Genomic DNA, 14,256 nt, shown 5'->3' with positions numbered 1-14,256 from the left:
AAAAACATTCTCAGTTTATATAAAACCGTTGGAAATTAAAATACCCTAACCTAATCCAGAATTTTATTCAATGCCGTGTAGTTTTAAGACATCCTGATAGCGTTTATCATCTTTTAAATAATCAAAAAACTCATCATGCTCTCGCCTCAACGTTCGTGTTTGTTTGTTGCGTATAGTGTCTAAATGGTACAAGACACTATCATCAATTTTTAGCGCTGCGTACACGACTGCTAATTGCTGACTTTTTTCTCTTGGGTGTCCATTTTTATGTATTGAATCTATTGTGCTAAGTGCTTTTAAGGTATCACCCGTTTTAACATAGCAATATCCTAAAAAACGATTAAACACATTTTGGGTTTTAACAATTTGTTCGAGATACGGAATCGCTTTTTTAAATTTCTGCTGATCCATATAGAGTCTAAAATATGATCTGTTAATCACAAACTGATTACTATCGTCATCTCTACTTTGAATTTTGTTCATGAGATTTTCTGCACGCTCAAATTCTTCATTAGCCAATAGAGCATTAAAGTAACTATTAGCGATTGGAAACGATAAAGGGTCTAAGCGATAAGCTATTTCTGCTTGTTCTAATTGTTTTTCATATTGCCCAGTATAATAGAAATACGTTGAGTATTGATGACGAGCCGTTAAATCATTAGGTGAAAGAGCAATAGCTTTTTTAAAGGCTGTTTCTGCAGCATTATGCTTTCCTTCTATATTATTAATAAGTCCCTGTACAGAATAAATTCTTGATACTTTATCATTGATTTTAATGGCTTTTTCTAAATAAGCATTTGCAGTTTTCGACGCTTCCTCAGGGTTTCTCCCTGAATAGTAAGTTTCCAAATACACAGAGTTGGCAATTTCAGCATATGCAAGTGCATAGTTTGGGTCTAGAGCAATGGCTTCTTTATATAATAAAATACTTTTTGCTAGACTTTCTTTATTGCGTTTATCAGCCTCATGCCTTCCTTCTAAAAAAAGTTTGTAGGCATCTATATTTTTGGTTGGAATAACTGCTAAACCTTGTGCTTCTTCAAAGGAGAGGTTAATCTCTAAAGCTTCAACAATTTCTTCAGATACTTCAGTTTGTAGACTAAAAATATTGGTTAGAGTTTTGTCATAATTTTCGGCCCATAAATGTTCATCTGTTGAAGCGTCAATTAATTGAGCTGTAATTCTAATAGCATCACCATATTTTCGAATACTACCTTCTAAAACATATGATACTCCTAATTCTTTAGCAATTTCAGGTATCGTTTTTTTTGTGTCTTTATACTGCATTACCGAAGTTCTCGAAATGATATGTAGTTCTTTTAATTTTGAGAGCTGGGTGAGTATGTCTTCTGTAATACCGTCTCTAAAAAACTCGGCATCTTCATCTGAACTTAAATTATCAAAAGGCAAAACTGCAATAGATAATTCTTTTAAAACAGGGTCTTTTTTTTGAAAGTATTGATAAGCTATAAAAGCGGAACAAAGAAATGTAAAAGCAAGAGTTGCAAATAAAAATGCCTTTTTTGGGGAAATAGTTTTGTTGGTGGTGCTATTTTTTGGTTTTAATTTTCCTTTAATATCTTCTGGTTTTGGAACTACTAGATTGTCGTTGGTAATTGCGAATAATGGCATAGCATCATCCACATTTTTTAATTCATAAGCATCTAGAAATTTGGCCTTTATGTCTTGGTGACTTCTTATTTGGTCATGCACCTTATCTGAAATTAAAACACTACCAGAAACTGCACAAGATTCGATTCTTGAAGCCACATTAACCGCGTCTCCAATAATATCTTCACTGGAATATATAATATCACCAACATGAATACCAATTCTTACAGGTATTTTTGGGGCTTCAAGATATGCTATTTGTAGCTCTATTGCGCATCTAACGGCTTCTACACTACTTGTGAAAATACTCAAAGTACCATCTCCAAAATATTGAATAATCTTACCGTTAAAAGCCTCTGTAGTTGCCTCAAATGTACTGCGATGTCTATCTCTAATCACTAAAGCTTCTTTTTCGTCGCGCTGCATTAAAGCTGTATAGTCTTCAATGTCTGTAAACATTATTGCAGCTAAAAGCCTTTGTTGTGACATTTTTGGATTAATTGTGTTAAGTGCTACTAAGTTAATTAAAATTGTTTTGAGATGCCATTATTTCATAGTTCTGAAAATAATAATTAATATCTTTAACTTGAAATTCATGCATTAATGTTAGAGAACACATCCAAGAATCGTATCAATTTTTTATCTGAAGTGTTGTTCTTCTCTGAAGTATCAACAGCCTCTCTTGAGCACTTATTAGAAAATACTACTGAAGTGTCTTTTAGAAAAAATGAAACTATTATTTCTAAAGAAGATAGTGGAGACTCTATGTATGTTATATTAACAGGCAAGGTTAAGGTACATGATAAAGAGCATCTTTATGGAACACTTGAAACTCAAGATTGTTTTGGTGAATATGCGCTAATTGATAACAAGGAGCGGTCAGCTTCAGTTACAGCGATTGAACGAACTTCTGCATTAAAGATTGAACGTCAAGATTTTTTGAACCTGATGTCTAATGATAGTGGTTTTGCTCAGGGTATTTTGGCAGTAATGATTAAGCGTCACCGAGAGTTAGATGCCATTCAAGAGCAATTATCCACCTCTAAATTAGAATTGGAAATGGCTAGTTCAAAGACTAACGGCCTTATTAATGGCGCTATGGATGCGATCATTATGTTTGATAGTAATTTTAGAATTGTATTAACTAATCCTTCAGCTAACAAAGTTTTAGAAAATGATGATGTCACACAGAGAAATGTGCTTTATTTTTTTGATGATGAGAGCGCTGAAGTGATTGAAGTACTTGTTAAAAAAGCTCAAGCAAATAGAGGCAAAGCTTTTAGTGATTACATTCCTAATGTCGTAAAAGTCATTGGATCTAATGAAACGGAAACTCTAAACGAAGGAACTATTAGTGCCTATGGAAATGAAACGGAAACGTTTTACACACTAATCCTTAGAAATATTGAAGAACGGTTAGAGGCAGAAGATCACATTAGTTTTTTGACTAAGCAAACACAATATTTAGAAGACGAAATAAAAGAATTAACAAGCGGATATGGTATCGTTGCAGAGCATCCTAAAATGCAGAATGTTTTAGAGTTAGTAAAACATGTTGCTCCTACAGATGCTACGGTTTTAATTAATGGCGAGACTGGAACGGGGAAAGAGTTAGTCTCTCGTGCTATTCATGAGGCTAGCAAACGAAATAACAAACCGTTAATCCGAATTAATTGCGGTGCCATACCATCAAACCTTATTGAGAGCGAACTGTTTGGACATAAAAAAGGAGCATTTACAGGTGCCACTGCTGATCGTAAAGGACGCTTTTTACTGGCCGATAAGGGTACAATTTTTTTAGACGAAATAGGAGAAATGCCTATAGAATTGCAGCCAAAGTTATTACGTGTAATTCAAGAAGGTGAGTTTGATCCTGTAGGTAGTTCAGAAACTGTTAAGGTTGATGTTAGAATTATAGCAGCGACCCATAGAGATTTACTGCAACATGCGGCCGAAGGCAAATTTCGTGAGGATTTGTATTATAGACTTAATGTATTTCCTATTGAAGTACCAGCGCTGAGAGATAGAGGTGATGATGTCTGTTTAATTGCTGAAGACATGATGCGTCATTTTTCAAAAAAGCTAGGAAAACCATTGTCCAAATTATCTCAGGTAGATAAATCACAATTATTAGATTATCATTGGCCTGGAAATGTTCGTGAGCTTCAGAACCTTATTGAACGTGCAATTATTGTATCTAAAAATGGCACTATTAATTTGAAAGCTATTATTCCTGAAATGACTACAGATGTGGATTTAAAAAGCGAAAACCAAAAGGACAAAATATACACAACGAAAGAACTTATAACACTGGAAAAAGAAAATATTCTAAAAGCATTAAAACAAACACGTTGGAAAATTTCTGGTAAAAATGGAGCTGCAGAACTACTCCAATTACCTTCTACCACATTAACTTCTAAAATTAAGGCATTCGGTATCGAACGCCCAATCTAATTCACGATATATCGTTAATAATTTAACGAAATTTAGTTTTTTTACTAAATTTCGTTACGTTATATTGTTTTAAATAACAACATAAATAATTGATAATCAAATGTTTATAATGTTTGGCACATCATTGGCTTTATTAAAGTCAAATAAAATGTTTAACAAATAAAATTTAAAACAATGATTACAACAGCAAACATTAAAAACGGAGTAAATGTAGATCAATTAGTAGAAACTATTGGTGCAGTACAAACTAATCCAGAATTAGCAAAATTTCAATTTAGAGCTAAAAATAATTGGATTGATGGCGGACATTGTGTGTCTAGTATTAAAGGGTTCTATGGCGTTGGTGCCGAAGATGAATCGCGCCAAGACACATTCACAATGGAGTGTAGTCACCCACAAGTATTATTAGGGCAAGATGAAGCAGCAACACCACCTGAAGTTTTACTACACTCATTAGGATCATGTTTAACCGGAGCAATGGTTTACCATGCGGCTGCCAATGGCGTTACTATTGAGAGTGCATCATCATCTTTAGAAGGTAACGCAGATTTACATGGGTTTTTAGGTTTAGATCCAGAAGTTCGTATGGGGTTTGATGGTATCAAGTTTACATTAAAAGTAAAATCTGATGCCTCAGTTGAAGCTTTAGAAAATTTCGCAAAATTCTCACCTGTTTTTGACATGATTAGTAATCCAACACCAATTTCAATCGAAATTGTAAAGGAGTAATACTAGAATATTAAAAAAGGCTATGCTTTTAGGTTCATAGCCTTTTTTAGTTCATTAATCAAAAACCAATAATACCTCTATTAATCATGAAATATAAAACACATAAGCTTTTAAATGCTAATCAAGCAGTGGCTCAAATTGCTTATAAAACAAATGAGGTATTCCCTATTTATCCCATAACACCAGCTTCTGAAATGTCTGAATTGGTAGAAGAATGGTCGGCAAAACAAATGCCTAATGTTATTGGTACAACACCTTCTGTTTTTGAAATGCAAAGTGAAAGTGGGGTTGCAGGAGCGATGCATGGAGCGGTACAAACTGGTGTTTTGTCATCTACATTTACTGCATCTCAAGGCTTATTATTAATGTTGCCAAACCTGTATAAAATGGCTGGCGAATTAACACCAAATGTCATTCATGTTGCTACACGAACAATTGCAACTCACGCTTTATCAATCTTTGGAGACCATAGCGATATCATGGCTGTAAGAAGTTCTGGTTATGCTATGCTTGGTGCTGCATCTGTTCAAGAAGCTCATGATTTTGCTTTAATTGCTCAAGCCGCAACTTTAGAGTCAAGAATTCCCTTTATACATTTTTTTGACGGATTTAGAACATCTCACGAAGCGAGTACAATTGAAATGCTTTCTGATGAGGTTATTTCAAAAATGATAGATTTTAAGTTGATTGATGCACATCGGAACAGAGCTTTAAATCCTAATCATCCTGTATTAAGAGGAACATCTCAAGGTTCCGATGTGTTTTTTGAAAGTAGAGAAGCAACTAACTCACATTATAATGCTTGTCCAGAAATTGTACAATCAAAAATGAACGAATTTGCGAAACTAACAAATAGACAGTACCACCTTTTTGATTATACAGGTCACCCAGAAGCAGAGCACATAATTATAACTATGGCATCGTCATCTGAAACTGTTGAAGAAACAATCACTCAACTTAATAGACAAGGTCAAAAATTTGGAGTAGTTAAAGTTAGATTATTTAGACCCTTTAGTACAAAGCACCTTATCCAAGTGCTGCCTAAAACCTGCAAATCTATTGCTGTATTAGACCGAACTAAAGAGCCAGGAGCAACAGGAGAGCCCTTATTTCTTGATGTTAAAAATACAGTAACGGAAGCGTTTCAAAACAACCAATTACAGACATTGCCACTTATTGTTGGTGGACGTTATGGCTTGTCTTCAAAAGAGTTTACACCTGCCATGGTTAAGGCTGTTTTCAATAATATAAAATTAGATAGCCCAATACATAATTTTACGGTTGGCATTGAAGATGATATTACAAATTTAAGTCTAACAATAGATTTGGATTTTGAACTAGAAACCAATGGATTTCAAGCCATTTTCTATGGCCAAAAATCAACAAGAGATAACAATCAATTATCATCTTTACCGGAATTAATAGGTCAAAAGAAATCAAATTATGTTCAATCTTATATTGAATTAGATTATAAAAAATCTCAGTCAAGAAATCTATTTCATTTACGCATTGATTCTAAACCCATAAAAGCACCATACTTAATTACTAATGCAGATTTTATTGCCTGTCAAAATACACCCTATATTGAAAATGACACGGTTTTAAAAAACTTAAAACCAAAGGGAAAATTATTAGTTAATACCTCACTAACATCTGACGAATTTTGGCAATCACTATCGGCAGCAACTCAAAGACGAATAATAGAAAAGGAGGTTTTATTACATGTTACTGATATAAAAAAATTAAAACACAATTACACCATTGGAAACACAACTGTTTCTGCTTTAGGAGCTTGTTTTTTGTATTTAAATAGTGGTTTTGTGTATTCAAATAGGTTGACAGAATTGTGTACAAAAATTATTGAAGTAAATACACTAAAACAAACCAACTTAGAAAGACATCATGCTCTTCATAATGCTGATTTTTCGGCGACGCTTATAGGTAAATTATTAAGAAACGAAAGCAAGAATATTAAGGTAAGTGATGTCCCGATCGATGGAACATTCCTTACTAACACATCACTATACAATCCAATAAAATACTCAGAAAATATTCCTAAATGGGACCCAGAATCATGTATCCAATGTGGTGCTTGTACCTTAGCTTGTCCGCAAGGTGCGCTTCGTATGAAAGTGCTAAATGAGGAAGACTTAGAAGTGACTCCAGCAGATTTTAAATCTGTAATATCTAAAGACTTTGATGGAATGCACCTAAGCATTCAGGTTAATAATGAGCAATGTAATGGGTGTAATAATTGTGTTGATGCTTGTGAGGTTAATGCACTTGAATTGAAAAACGAAAAGAATGATAATTCAATGAACTGGACATTTTTTAAATCGATTCAAGAATTTGATAGAACAAAAATTGATAGGACCAAGCTTAACCAGCAGCAACTACAAGAACCATTGTTCAAATATGCTACAGGTGATAATGGTTGTGGTGAAGCACCATATTTAAAACTATTATCTCAGTTATTTGGAGATCGCTTATTAGTGGCAAATGCTACAGGCTCAAGTTCAATATTTGGTGGAGCGCTTCCAACGACACCTTGGTCCAAAACAATTAAAGGCAAAGGGCCTGCATGGTCCAACTCATTATTTGAGGATAATGCCGAGTTTGGTTTAGGGTTTCGATTATCATTAGATCACCAAGAGTTAGAAGCTAAGCGTTTATTAAAAGACATGATGGCTATTTTAGATTTCGATTTGGTGCATGATATCATTTCTGCCAAACAACATACTGAAATTGAAATTATTCAACAGAGAAAACGCATTAAGATTTTAAAAGATAGTTTAAAAACCATGAACTCCAAGACGGCAAAATCACTTTTGAAAATTGCTGACAGTTTAGTCAAAAAAAGTGTTTGGTGTGTTGGTGGTGACGGATGGGCCTATGATATAGGATTTGGTGGCTTAGATCATGTCATTGCTTCAGGAAAAAATGTTAATATATTAATATTAGATAATGAAGTGTATTCTAACACCGGAGGTCAAATGTCTAAAGCAACACCATTTGGAGCATCTGCTAAATTTGGGTTTGCTGGTAAAACCAAGCAAAAGAAAGATTTGGGCTTAATAGCCATGACTTATGAGGATGTTTATGTAGCTTCGGTTGCTATAGGTGCTAATCAAGAACAAACATTAAAAGCATTTATTGAAGCCGAAAGCTATGATGGCCCTTCAATTATTATCGCATACACTCACAGTAAATCTCATGGAATTGATATGATGAGACCAACTCAGTATCATAAGGCAGCAGTGAATTCTGGACAATGGCTATTGTACCGACATGATCCTCGTCGAGCAGATCAGAATTTAAATAGCTTACAATTAGATTCTGATGCCCCTTCAATAAAAATTCAGGACTATTTAAAGTTGGAAAAGCGGTTTTCAAAATTATTTCTAAATGATCAAGAACAATTTAGTCTCTTAATGAAGCAAATTCAAAAGCAGGTTGATAAACGGTTTAATAATTATTTAGAGATAGCTTCAAGAGAGCTTAATAATAGACAAAATTACCTAATTGCATCAGAATGATACAGAGCTAAATGAGGTGAGTGAGATAATCTAAAAGACTTTGGTGAGAACTAGAGTCTTTTTGTTTTAAAATGTTTTACTCAACGAATTCTAAATCATCCTTAACGAATTCTAGAAGCACTCAAATTTCACTTTAGATGCAACATATCTTTGAAGTATCAAAAAAGTATTAATCTATAAATCAAAATACCATGAAGACTTTAAAGAACATACAAAAGGAAAACAAAACACAAACAAGAGCTACTAAATTATTTCAAGCCATTATGATTTTGGCAATGTTGTTTATCGCATCTGATATTTATGCACAAACCAACGAAGTCCAATTTGAAGTCTATTCAAATTCAGCTGCAGATGCATCACAATATTTACTCGGAGATGATGTTGCTATGCGAGATTGCGCTTCGATTCATTGTGAAAAATTAACTACACTTAAAATAGGAACCAACGTAAGGTTATTAGCAAAAAGTGAATCGCCACAAACCATTAATGGAGTTACGAGTAGATTTTATAAAATTAAAATGGGACCACAAATTGGATGGATATGGGGCGGACTCATCTCACAAAAAACAATGGTGAGTCAAATCAATCCAGAAATCAAATTTGTATTTGGAGAAGCTGGAGTTGATTATAAAGGCTACAAACGTTTTCAAATTAGAGCTGTTAGGAATGGCGCTGAGGTAGATAAGATTTTTGTAAAATCAGAAACGCTTCATCACGAACTTGTCAATATCATTGCTAAGAAGGATAATACCTATGGAACAGATGTAATTTCACTATGTAACAATGAAGGCGAAAGCTGTGATGTTTCAGACAACACATCATATGTGGTGTTCAAAAACAATAAATTAATGCAAACGTCAAGTTTAGCTGCTTTAGAAAAAGTCGATTTAGACAAAACCGATTATGCATATTCATGCGAATTGGATAATAAATAAAATTCATGAAAATTAGTTGATGTTGTGATTCATGTTGTGAGCGCTGTATATCGTTATGGGTACAGCGCTTTTAACAGTTATATAAATTTTGTATATACTTCAAGTATAAAAACTGCGTTCAAAATTGTAAGTTGCATTGAAATCATAAATTCAGATTTGAAACAAAAAAACAAATATATCTGTATACTTTTATTCTTAGGTGCTGTATTGTATAGTTATTCACAAAATAGGCAATTAAGAGCATATACGCTTGAAGATGGATTACCTCAATCCCAAGTTTATGCTATGGCTCAAGATGAAAAAGGGTATTTATGGTTGGGTACTCAAGGAGGAGGTTTAGCACGATTTGATGGGAATAATTTTAGAGTGTTTAATAATAAGCATGGATTAGCATCTAATTATATAAATGCCATTCATACCTTAAATAATACAATATTTATTGGAACTAAAGAAGGGCTGTCGGTTAGGAAAAAAGCTAAGTTTTTCAATACAAAAACACCAGAAATTATTAAGATATCTGAAATAGATAATCAAATATTGTTATTAACTATACAAGGCGTATTTCGAGTAAAAGAAGATTTTTCTGTTGAGAAAATTAAACTTCATCCTGAGATTGATAATCTTCAAATCAATGATGTATTAGTTTTTAATGATTATATATGGTTGGCAATGCAAGATGGCTTATGGCGATTTTCAGGAACAATGTCTAACCCTAAGTTATTTCAAAAATTAGAACGTGGTAACTTTAAAGCTTTGGTAGGATCTCAAAACAAAATATTTGCATCAACTTTCAATGATGGTACTTTAGCATTTGAATCTGATGATTTTGAAACTCAAATTTTAATAAGAGAACCGCTTCGAATAAATAGCGCTTCAATTTTTAATACTAACGAATTGTGGATTGCCACAGATAGTAATGGCGTAACTGTTATTAATACCGAAACCAATAGTGAATTGTTTACACTCAACGGTTCTAATGGCTTGTCGGTCCCTAATGTCAGACAAGTGCTTCAAGATGGCCAATCTAATATTTGGATGGCAACTTCTGGTGGAGGACTGTATAAGTACTTTCAAAATAATTTCAAACATTTTAACACCGAAACAGGGCTCAATGGTGACCGAGTCTATGCTGTTCATGCTATTAATAATGCCATTTGGCTTTCCAATTCGGAAGCTGGTCTTATGCGAATTGATGATTTTGGAATTCATGATATAGAGACTCCAGACCCTTTTTCTAATGTCAAAATAAAGACAATTACATCTGATGTTTATGGGAATATTTGGGCAGGATCTGACGGTAGAGGTATATTATTTCAAGGAGAAAGACAAATCGATTCTTATGCAATAGACACTCTAAAGCGAAGTAAAAAGTTAATTCCTAAAACTGAAAAAATCATTAAAGTTTTTAATACGGAAAACGGATTTCCAGAAGATTGGATTCGGAAAATAAGTACCTTCAATAATACCATATATGTCGCTACTTATTCTAGTGGTGTCGTTAAACTTAACTATCATATCAAGTCAGATAGTATAACTATTGCTAAAACATTTGCTACAGCAGAAGGTATTCAGGATCTTTATATTAAAGACCTAGTAAAAGATAGTAATAATCGATTTTGGTATAGTACGCGAAATGGACATTTAGGATATCTACAAAATAACACAGTCTCACATTTAGGGCAGGTTTTAGATTTACAAGTTCCAATTAACACTATTTTATTTCAAAACAATATCATGTTTTTAGGTACTGCTGGCCAAGGAATTTGGTGGTCTAATGATGACGATTTTAGTACATTTAAAAAGTTAAAAGGATTAAAGAAAACGACCTCAGAAAATATATATCAACTCATTTTTGATAATCAAGGGTATTTGTGGGTTGGTACCGAACGAGGAGTTGATAAGTTAGAACTTGACAAAGATACTCAGATAAAAGATGCATTTTTCTTCGGAAGGAATGATGGATTTCTCGGTATTGAGACCTGCTTAAATGCTGTTGATAAAGATGATAAGGGACATTTATGGTTTGGGGCACTTTATGGGCTTACCGAATACCAACCTGCCGAGACCAATCTAGATGCTGAAAAACCGATTATTTACTTAGAAGATGTTAAAGTTGCTTTTAAAAGTATTGACTCTATAGACCTGGCATCTTGGACCAATACTAAGAATATATTACAACTCAACCCAGAACAAACACAAGTCAGTTTTTCGTATAAAACTGTGGATTTAGATCATCCAAATGGTATTGAGTATCGTTACAAATTGAATGATAACAATTGGAGCCCATGGTCTCCTATAACAACTCAAGATTATTCTGAACTTAACTTTGGATCTCATGATTTTGTCGTTCAGTCGAGAAATCATCGTTGGAAGGAAAGCGACCCTCTTCATTTTTCATTTTATATAGAGCCACCATTGTATAAAAAAACATGGTTTCAATGGACAATTATTGGTTTTATTTTACTTGTTTTATCAGGGTTAACGTATTTATATATCAAAAGGATTAAGCGTAATAATGCTAAAGAAAAAGAACGCTTAGAATTAGAAAATCATTTACTCTCTTTGGAGCAAAAAGCACTGCGTTTGCAAATGAATCCGCATTTTATATTTAATGTTTTAAATGGTATTAAAGCAATGGCACCTTCGCAACCCGATAAAATGAACGATACAGTGAATAGTTTTGCAACTCTATTAAGAGAAACTTTAGTGAATTCAAGAAAGGATACTATTGGATTAGATCAAGAAATAAAAACCTTACGACATTATATTGAAGTCGAGCGATTAATGGCCGATACGTCATTTACATATGATATTGAAATTAACACAGATTTGGATATTGAGGAAATTTTAGTTCCGCCAATGTTAATTCAACCATTTGTGGAAAATGCGATTCGTCATGGAATTTTAAAAGGCCCGAGAGATGGTGAATTAAAAATTCAATTTGAGACTTCTGAAGACAAATTAAAAGTAACTGTTTCTGACAATGGTATTGGGATTTATCATTCACAACAACATAAACCAAAAACTGATCATCAATCTATGGCGCTCAAAGTTACCAGAGAACGATTAGAATCTATTTCTGGGAAAGGTGCTTTAAAAATTCATGAACTAAAACACAACAACGGAAGTATAAGTGGTACAACCATTGTATTTGAAATTCCGTTAGAAACCGATTATTAATATGTTAACAGCAATTATTGTAGAAGATATGAAAGATGCGATGGCACTTTTAAAAAGTGATCTTGAAACGCATCATTCAGACATTAAAATTATAGATACTGCCCATAGTGTCGTTGAAGCTGCCAAAGTACTTCGAAAACATCAACCAGATATTTTATTCTTAGACATTATGTTGGGAGATGGTACAGGGTTTGATGTTTTAGAGATTTTTCCAGATCTAGCATCAAAGATCATTTTTGTAACTGCTAGTGATGAATTTGCTATAAAGGCGTTTAAGTTTGCAGCTATTGACTATGTATTGAAACCTTATGGTAATGAAGATTTAGCACAAGCTATAGATAGAGCAAAATCACAAATTCAACCGAGTAAAGAACGTTTGGAAATTTTAAAAGACACCTTATCTGCACCAGAACAAAAACCTGATAAGATTTCATTACATACGCTAGACAAAATTATTATTGTGAATTTAGATGACATCGTTCGTTGTGAATCAGATAGTAATAATACTATGTTTCATCTAAAAGAAGGCCGAAAGGTTTTTGTTACTAAAACATTAAAGTATTTTTCTGATATGCTTAAACCATATGGTTTTTTAAGAATACACCAAAGCCATTTGGTAAACTTACAATGTATTAGTGCGTTTATTAAAACCGATGGGGGTTATCTAATGTTAAAAAATGGAGAAAATGTTCCTGTTTCGGTAAGAAAAAAGTCTGAAGTTATTGATGTTTTAGATCGATTGCATCGATAATCATGTAAGTTTTATAAAACGAAAGTTGAATAATTTATTTATAAAAAGTTGTAAAATGCATTATAACAATTATTTAAAACGAAAAATGTACGGTTTTGCTTTTCATTATCGCAAAAAAGCATATATTTGATTTTAATATAAATTTAACGCAAAACTTAAAAAAATACGCATTTCGTCGATTTTTTTTGCGTTTTATGGATGTTTTTTTGCTAATAAATTTTGTTGAGACCTTTTTTTTTATACTTTTACGCCATAATGAGAATACAAAACAAGAAAATCATAGCCTCGATCTTATTTGTATTAATAAGTTTTGTATGTGTAGCACAAGGTAGTGACCCACCGCCACCAATGCCACCACCACCTCCAGGTTTACCTATTGATGGTTTTACTACAATAGCCGTAATAGTTGGAGCTTTCTTTGGTATAAAAAAGACAATTCAAAATTCAAAGTCTTAAACCTACAATCGAATTTCGTAAAGTTTCTGAATATATTTTCCTAAGACATCAAACTCTAAATTAACCATAGAGCCTTTTTTAAGATGTTTAAAATTGGTGTGTTCATAAGTGTACGGAATAATAGCAACACTAAATTCGTTTTTTCCAGAGTTGACAACCGTTAAACTTACACCATTAACTGTAGCAGATCCTTTTTCAATAGTAACATTTCCTAGGGTATCATCATAGCTAAATGTATACAACCAACTTCCGTTATCTTCAGAAACGTTTTCGCAAAACCCTATTTGATCAACATGACCTTGAACAATATGGCCATCCAAACGATCTCCAAGTTTCATGGCGCGTTCTAAATTAACAGAGTCACCAATTTGTAAATCACCAATATTGGTTTTGATTATTGTTTCTTTTATGGCAGTTACAGTATATTGATCTCCTTCTATATCAACAACAGTTAAACAAATACCATTGTGCGCAACACTTTGATCAATTTTTAACTCTGTAGTGATTTGACTTTTGATGGTTACATGTAGATTATCTTGCTCTTTTTTAAGGTTAGTAACCGTTCCTAAGTCTTCTATAATTCCTGTAAACATAGTGTCGAATA

Annotated in this window: 9 protein-coding genes; 7 read left to right on the top strand and 2 right to left on the bottom strand. The window is 33.2% G+C overall.

Annotated elements, in window-relative coordinates:
* Window positions 1-63: 63 nt before the first annotated feature.
* A complete protein-coding gene (locus tag ACTU6T_RS06070; RefSeq protein ID WP_460220344.1) occupies window positions 64-2,100 on the bottom strand; it encodes an adenylate/guanylate cyclase domain-containing protein in 2,037 nt (678 codons plus the stop codon).
* 114 nt (window positions 2,101-2,214) lie between these two features.
* On the opposite strand from ACTU6T_RS06070, the gene ACTU6T_RS06065 reads away from it, so the two are divergent.
* From ACTU6T_RS06065 to ACTU6T_RS06035, 7 genes are all read left to right on the top strand, one after another.
* Complete coding sequence (locus ACTU6T_RS06065) at window positions 2,215-4,065, top strand: sigma 54-interacting transcriptional regulator (RefSeq protein ID WP_460220343.1); 1,851 nt, start codon at window positions 2,215-2,217, stop codon at window positions 4,063-4,065.
* A gap of 174 nt (window positions 4,066-4,239) precedes the next feature.
* Window positions 4,240-4,794 carry an OsmC family protein gene (locus tag ACTU6T_RS06060; RefSeq protein ID WP_460220342.1) on the top strand — a complete coding sequence of 185 codons (555 nt, stop codon included), beginning with the start codon at window positions 4,240-4,242 and terminating at the stop codon, window positions 4,792-4,794.
* An 86-nt stretch (window positions 4,795-4,880) separates the two neighbouring features.
* Entirely contained in the window at window positions 4,881-8,330 is a 3,450-nt protein-coding gene (locus ACTU6T_RS06055) for a 4Fe-4S binding protein (protein ID WP_460220341.1), read from the top strand.
* Window positions 8,331-8,521: 191 nt separating this feature from the next.
* A complete protein-coding gene (locus ACTU6T_RS06050; RefSeq protein ID WP_460220340.1) occupies window positions 8,522-9,265 on the top strand; it encodes a hypothetical protein in 744 nt (247 codons plus the stop codon).
* Between the two features lie 156 nt (window positions 9,266-9,421).
* Window positions 9,422-12,445, top strand: coding sequence for a sensor histidine kinase (locus tag ACTU6T_RS06045; protein WP_460220339.1), 3,024 nt, complete (start codon window positions 9,422-9,424; stop codon window positions 12,443-12,445).
* Window position 12,446: 1 nt separating this feature from the next.
* On the top strand, window positions 12,447-13,196 hold the full coding sequence (locus ACTU6T_RS06040; protein WP_460220338.1) for a LytR/AlgR family response regulator transcription factor: 750 nt from the start codon (window positions 12,447-12,449) through the stop codon (window positions 13,194-13,196).
* A 255-nt stretch (window positions 13,197-13,451) separates the two neighbouring features.
* Window positions 13,452-13,652 (top strand): PID-CTERM protein-sorting domain-containing protein, encoded by a 201-nt coding sequence (locus ACTU6T_RS06035; protein ID WP_460220337.1) that lies wholly within the window; start codon window positions 13,452-13,454, stop codon window positions 13,650-13,652.
* 2 nt (window positions 13,653-13,654) lie between these two features.
* Here the strand turns inward: ACTU6T_RS06035 and ACTU6T_RS06030 are convergent, their stop codons facing one another.
* On the bottom strand, window positions 13,655-14,245 hold the full coding sequence (locus tag ACTU6T_RS06030; RefSeq protein ID WP_460220336.1) for a riboflavin synthase: 591 nt from the start codon (window positions 14,243-14,245) through the stop codon (window positions 13,655-13,657).
* Window positions 14,246-14,256: the final 11 nt, after the last annotated feature.

The organism is Psychroserpens citreus, assembly GCF_055686305.1.
Note: the sequence above shows the minus strand (reverse complement) of the source record. Positions and strands in the feature narration are given on the sequence as shown.